Here is a 5,663-nt window from a genome sequence, read left to right as displayed (position 1 = left end):
GGGCCCCGCGGCAAGTCCGGCGGGTGAGGCACGGCGCAACGCGTCGCTTTCGCCAGCATGCGGCCGCCATTCGGTCGCAGACGTCTTCCTCGAGCGTCGTCGCACCCGCCGGGCTTGCCGAAGGTTCCGAAGAAAAGGAGAGGAACGAATGGCTGAAGACGAAAAGTTCTCCCAGCCCGGTGATGGTGCGCAAGCTCCTTCCCCGAAGCGCAAGGCCAAGCGCGGCTGGATCATCGGCGGCGTCGTGGCTGCCGTGATCGTGGTGGCGGGCGCGGGTTTCTGGGTGTGGCACGAGACGCCCAGCTTCTGCAACTCCATCTGCCACAGCCCCATGGACAGCTACGTCGACACGTACTACAGCGGCGACCAGGGCATGCTGGTGACCGCGCACGCCGAGGCGGGCAACAACTGCCTGAGCTGCCATGAGCCCGTGATCACCGAGCAGGTGGGCGAGGTCATGAAGTGGACCTCCGACGACTATCCCATGACCGCCGACGGTACGAAGCTGGCCGATGGCGCCGACATGGCCAGCGAGGAGTTCTGCGCCAAGAGCGGCTGCCACGACATGGACGACGTGGTCGCCAGCACCTGGGGCTTCGAGGGCAATGGCGAGCAGTTCAACCCTCATAGCAGCCACCAGGACCTGGCGCTCGAGTGCGGCGACTGCCACAAGGCTCACGAGAAGAGCGTCCTCATGTGCAACCAGTGCCACAAACTGAACATGCCCGAGGGATGGGAGGCCCCGAATGCAGCATAACGGACTCGACCGCCGCACTTTCCTCAAGGGCGCGGGCATCACCGCCATCGGCGCCGCCGCCATGGGCGCGCTGACCGGCTGCGGCAACGGCTACACCGTCCCCGCCGGCGAGGAGCCGGTAAACGCGAGCGCCGGCCAGGTGCCCGGCACGCCCAGCTGGCTGGGCCAGGCTCCCGAGGTCGCCGAGCGCGACATCACCGAGACCATCGACGCCGAGGTGCTGGTCGTGGGCTGCCGCACCGCCGGCCTGCCCGCCGTCATCTCCGCCGCCGAGAACGGTGCGAAGGTGCTCGGCATCGACCGCACCTCCACCGTGCTCGCCCCGCGCGAGGACATCGGCGCCATCGACTCGAAGCTGCAGCTTGCCTCGTTCGACGAGTACCCGCAGTTCAAGATCGACAAGATGGAGGCCATGGAGGACATCGTCCGCTATGCCAACGGCTTCATCAACTACGACCTGGTGAAGGTGTGGGCGAACGAATCCGGCTCCCTGATCGATTGGCTTACCGAGATTGTCGAGCGCGACGGCCGTCTGGTCATGCAGTTCGAAGGCTCTGTCGGCACGGAGGGCCAGGGCGCGCGCGACAAGGCGTGGGCGACCGGCCACAGCCCGAACAAGACGGACAAGGGCAAGGAGGACAAGAACTTCAACTTCGGCGTGTCGCTTAAGGAGTACGCCGAGGAGAAGGGCGCCGAATTCCGCTGGTCCACCGAGCTCATCAAGCTGGAGCAGGACGAGAGCGGCCGTGTGGTCGGCGTCATCGCCCGCGACGTGAACGACCGCCACTACATTCGCATCAACGCTCCCAAGGGCGTCATCTTGGCGACGGGCGGCTACGGCAACAACCTGGAGATGATGGAGGCACGCCAGCCCTGGAACCAGAAGATGCGCATCTCCATCGGCCGTAACGGCACCGGCGGCAACCCCACGGGCGACGGCATCAAGGCCGCGTTGTGGGCCGGCGGCCAGATGGACCCCATCGGCGCCGCATGCATGTTCAACCGCGCGGCCGTCAAGCCCGACGAGAAGGCGGGCGACGGCATCGTGGGCGAGTGGTACTGGTTCGGCGAGCAGCCGTTCATGAAGGTCAACCTTAACGGCAAGCGCTTCTGCAACGAGTCCGGCCCGTACGACTACATGCTGCACTCCACCGTCATGCAGCCCGGCCACACCTACTGCGACATCTTCGACAGCGACTATGTCGAGCAGGTCAAGCAGATGAACGAGGTGGGTTGCTGCCGCCTGTACCCGTTCGATAACGGCAGCCCGTCGAACATGAGCATCAACCTGATGCCGAAGATGTTCTTCGATCCGCTGCTGGAGAAGGGCTATCTGCAGAAGGCCGACACCCCCGAGGAGCTGGCGCAGAAGCTGAACATCCCGGTGGACAACTTCGTGGAGACGTTCAACCGCTACAACCAGATGGCGGAGAACGGCAAGGACGAGGACTACAACAAGGAGCCCTACCGTCTGATGCCGCTGAAGACCCCGCCGTACTACGGCATCCGCACCGGCGCATGGTTCCTGGCCACGCTCGACGGCGTGCGCATCGACACGAACATGCACCCCTTCCGCGAGGACGGTTCCGAGATCGAGGGCCTGTACATGGCCGGCGACTGCTCGGGCGGCTTCTTCAGTACCAGCTACCCGAACCTGTTCACGGGCCTGGCCTGCGGCCGCACCATGGTCGAAGGCCGTCGCGCCGGCATGCTGGCGGCAACCGGCCAGGCGTAGGGCCTGCCGGTGTCCTGCGGGTTCGCGGATCGCGAACGCTCGCTGTGCGCTAACCTATGGAGTGCCGTGCACCTTCGGGTGCGCGGCGCTTTCCCGTTGTCGGTGGGTGCGACGTTGGCGCGTGGCGACGAGGGCTGTCGCAAGGTAAGACGGGCTGCCAGCTACCAACGGATGTGAATCGCAGCATGCTAGAATGGGATGCATGACGAAGAAGATGACATACGGCGAAGGCCAAGCTGTGAACGTCCACGAGAAAGCCGCCGATGTGCATACCGAAGCCGGTCGCGCTAACGTGCGCGACTTATTCACGCCGGCGTTCTGGCGCTCGTTCGCCGCGCTGTCGCTGGTGCTTTCCGTCTCATCGTTTATGAACGTGTCCGTGTTCCCGTTCTTCGACGGGGTGTTCACCTACGCGCGTGACATATCCATCACGGCTAACGCGGCGGTGCTCATAGCTGTCGGTTTGCTGGCGACCTTTCGACCTGCGCTTTTGCATGTGCGGGCGTTGAACGCGGGCGCCCTTGCCCTTACGGCGGCAGGCTGCGCCCTTCCATTGGCGCTGGGGTTGGGAAGCGCGCCGTTGCTGGTGCTGACGTCGTGCGCGTTGGCGGTTGGACGCGCCTGGTGCGCGTTGACCGCGGGCATCGCCGCGTCGCGGCTGTCCACCGCTCAGGCAAGCGTGCTGATCCCGCTGGCGTTCGTGGCGCAGGCTGTGGCGTCGGCGTTTGCGTGGCTTTTGCCTGTGTGGGTGGGCATGGTGTTCTTCCTGGCGACTCCCTTCGCCGCATGGGCCCTGTCGTGGCGCGATGCGCGTCCTGTGCTCGAACAGACGCAGGCCGGCGAGGCGCCGCACGATTTCTCGGTCACGCGCCCGTCGTCGTTCTTGCCGCTGGCAAGCCAGTTGTTCGTGTGCCTGTTCCTGTTCCGCGTGGCGTTCGGCTGCTCGCTGCGCTTCGGCGAGGTGGACGGCGTGCCGTTGTCGTCGTTTTTCGTGATCCTGCCCGTGGCGATGGTGGCCGTTTGGGCGTTGCTGTCCGAGAAACGGTTCCCCGCCGATTTGCTCGTGCAGGTGTCGGTGCTGCTCATCGTGGCGGGCTTCTTGGCCATGACCATGGATTTGCCGCGCTCGAGTACCGCAACGGTGTTGCTGCTGTCCACGGGCAACATGCTGTTCGACATGGTTGCATGGGCCGTGCTCATCGCGGTGGCGGCGCGCAACAGCCGCGGCGCGGTGGCGGCGTTCGCGTGGGGTCGCGGCATCTCGGGTCTGGGGTCTACGTTGGGTGCGGCGGTGGGCGTGCGCGCGAATGTGCTTGCCGGCATGGGCACGCCGTTATTCGACTTGTTCGCCGCGGTGTTGATCTTGCTGTTCGTCGGCTATGCGCTCATCGGGCTGCGGCGGTTCAGCTTCCGCGAGGTCATCGATGGCGTGACGCCGGTCGAGACGGCGGCGGTCGAGGCGCCGAAGGCTACATTCGACGAGCGCTGCCGGGCGCTGGCAAGCCAGTACAGCCTGACCCCGCGCGAGCTCGAGGTGTTCCAAATGCTCGCGCGCGGCCGCGACCGCGCCTACATCCAGGAGCAGCTGGTGGTATCGCGCAACACGGTGAAAGCCCACGTCAAGCATATATACGCGAAGCTGGATATCCACTCGCACCAAGACCTGATCGACCTGGTGGAGAAGGGGTAGGGCGTTGTTCGCGGCCGAGCGCCCGCGGTTGCCGCGCCTAAAGGGAGAGGTGATGCTTGCATGAAGCTGGTTGGACTGATCTCGGATACGCATGGGCGCCTGCCCGATGCGGCGCTGGGCGCTTTGGCGTATTGCAACCATATCATCCATGCGGGCGATATCTGCGACCCCGGCATTTTGCGCGAGCTGCAGATCATGGCGCCCACCACGGCGGTGCTGGGCAACAACGACTACGATGAGTACGGCAAGAACGTGACCCGATTCGCCTATCCGGTCATCGACGGCGTGCGCTTTTTGGTGGCGCACTATCCCAACGATGCCCGTATCGGTTTCAACGGCTCGCGAGCCATCGCGCCGGGGGACCCGTTGCCGCAGGTATGCGTGCACGGGCATACCCATATCCCTGAGATCCTCGCCGGTCGCGACGCGTACCCGGCCAGCCTGTTCATCTGCCCGGGAAGCTGCAGCCGACCGCGCGGCGGGTTCCCGGCGTCGGTCGGCTTCATCGAGCTGGAAGCGGGCCGCGTGCGAGCTGCCCGCGTGGAATCGCTCGAAGGTGAAGTGCTGCTGGAGATGGGGAAGTAAGGAAGCGATGCGGCCGCCCAATCGGGCGGCCGCATGCGTGTTGCCGGCAATCCCCCCACGGAAACGAAAAGGGTCGAGCTTTTGCTCGACCCGGGGTGGAACGCTCTCGTTTGCCTGCAGCTTAGAACTGCTTGAACACCTTGGCGGGAGCGCCGCAGATCGGGCACTTCTCGGGGGCGGCGGAACCCTTCTCGATGTAGCCGCAGCCCGGGCACAGGAAGTAGGAGTCGTCATCGGCGGCGTCGATGTTGTTGTACGCCTGCAGATACAGCTCGGCGTGCACGGCCTCGGCCAGCTTGGCCTTGGTGAACACCTGGACGGCCTTGTCGTTGCCCTCCTCCTGGGCCTTCGCGATGAAGCCCGGGTACATGTCGGAGGTCTCGAAGATCTCGCCGTTGGCGGAGGCGATCAGGTTCAGATCGATCTCCTCCAGCTCGGGGGCGTCGGCCGTGGGGCGCTCGTAGCCCGGCTCAAGCTCCTCGACCAGGCCGGCCTCCAGGCGGATGTGCACCTGCTCGGCGGCGCTGGTGGCCTCCCACAGGCGGCCCAGCTGCTCGTAGCCCTTCTCCTTGGCTAGCTTGGCGCAGGCGGCGTACTTGGCGGAAGCGCCCGTCTCGCCGCACACGGCGGCCTTCAGGTTCTCCAGCGTGGTGCCGACCTGGCAGGTTGCGCCGGCGATGCGGTTGAAGTTGGAGGAATTCTCTGCAGTGGGCAGCTCGGTGCGCTTATTCATGGTGATACTCCTTCTCGTCTGAAGTAGTGGTTCTGCTTGGAATCATTAATGAGAATCAATCTCAATAGCTATAGAATACCCGGCCCTCCGCCCGAGCGCAAGCGCCAATCGGCCGCAGACGGCGTAAAGTTGATGGGGGTTCAGATTCTCCTATCCAGGTTCG

The 5,663-nt window shown here is 65.0% G+C and carries 5 protein-coding genes; 4 read left to right on the top strand and 1 reads right to left on the bottom strand.

The features are described from left to right. The first annotated feature begins 148 nt into the window (after positions 1 to 148). From DW178_RS09785 to DW178_RS09770, 4 genes are all read left to right on the top strand, one after another. On the top strand, positions 149 to 757 hold the full coding sequence (locus tag DW178_RS09785; protein WP_118351020.1) for a cytochrome c3 family protein: 609 nt from the start codon (positions 149 to 151) through the stop codon (positions 755 to 757). Beyond that, the gene (locus tag DW178_RS09780; RefSeq protein WP_118351018.1) at positions 747 to 2,492 is read left to right on the top strand and encodes an FAD-dependent oxidoreductase; all 1,746 of its coding nucleotides are present in this window, start codon (positions 747 to 749) and stop codon (positions 2,490 to 2,492) included. Before DW178_RS09785 ends, DW178_RS09780 begins: the two co-directional genes overlap by 11 nt. Positions 2,493 to 2,694: 202 nt before the next feature. Beyond that, positions 2,695 to 4,182, top strand: a complete 1,488-nt coding sequence (locus DW178_RS09775) for a helix-turn-helix transcriptional regulator (RefSeq protein WP_158574174.1) — start codon at positions 2,695 to 2,697, stop codon at positions 4,180 to 4,182. A 60-nt stretch (positions 4,183 to 4,242) separates the two neighbouring features. Next, entirely contained in the window at positions 4,243 to 4,767 is a 525-nt protein-coding gene (locus DW178_RS09770) for a metallophosphoesterase family protein (protein ID WP_118351015.1), read from the top strand. Positions 4,768 to 4,888: 121 nt separating this feature from the next. Here DW178_RS09770 and ngr read toward each other — a convergent pair whose 3' ends face one another. Beyond that, positions 4,889 to 5,500 (bottom strand): nigerythrin, encoded by a 612-nt coding sequence (gene ngr / locus DW178_RS09765; RefSeq protein ID WP_118351013.1) that lies wholly within the window; start codon positions 5,498 to 5,500, stop codon positions 4,889 to 4,891. Positions 5,501 to 5,663 lie beyond the last annotated feature (163 nt).

Source organism: Eggerthella sp. AM16-19 (assembly GCF_003474385.1).
GTDB lineage: Bacteria > Actinomycetota > Coriobacteriia > Coriobacteriales > Eggerthellaceae > Senegalimassilia.
Note: the sequence above shows the minus strand (reverse complement) of the source record. Positions and strands in the feature narration are given on the sequence as shown.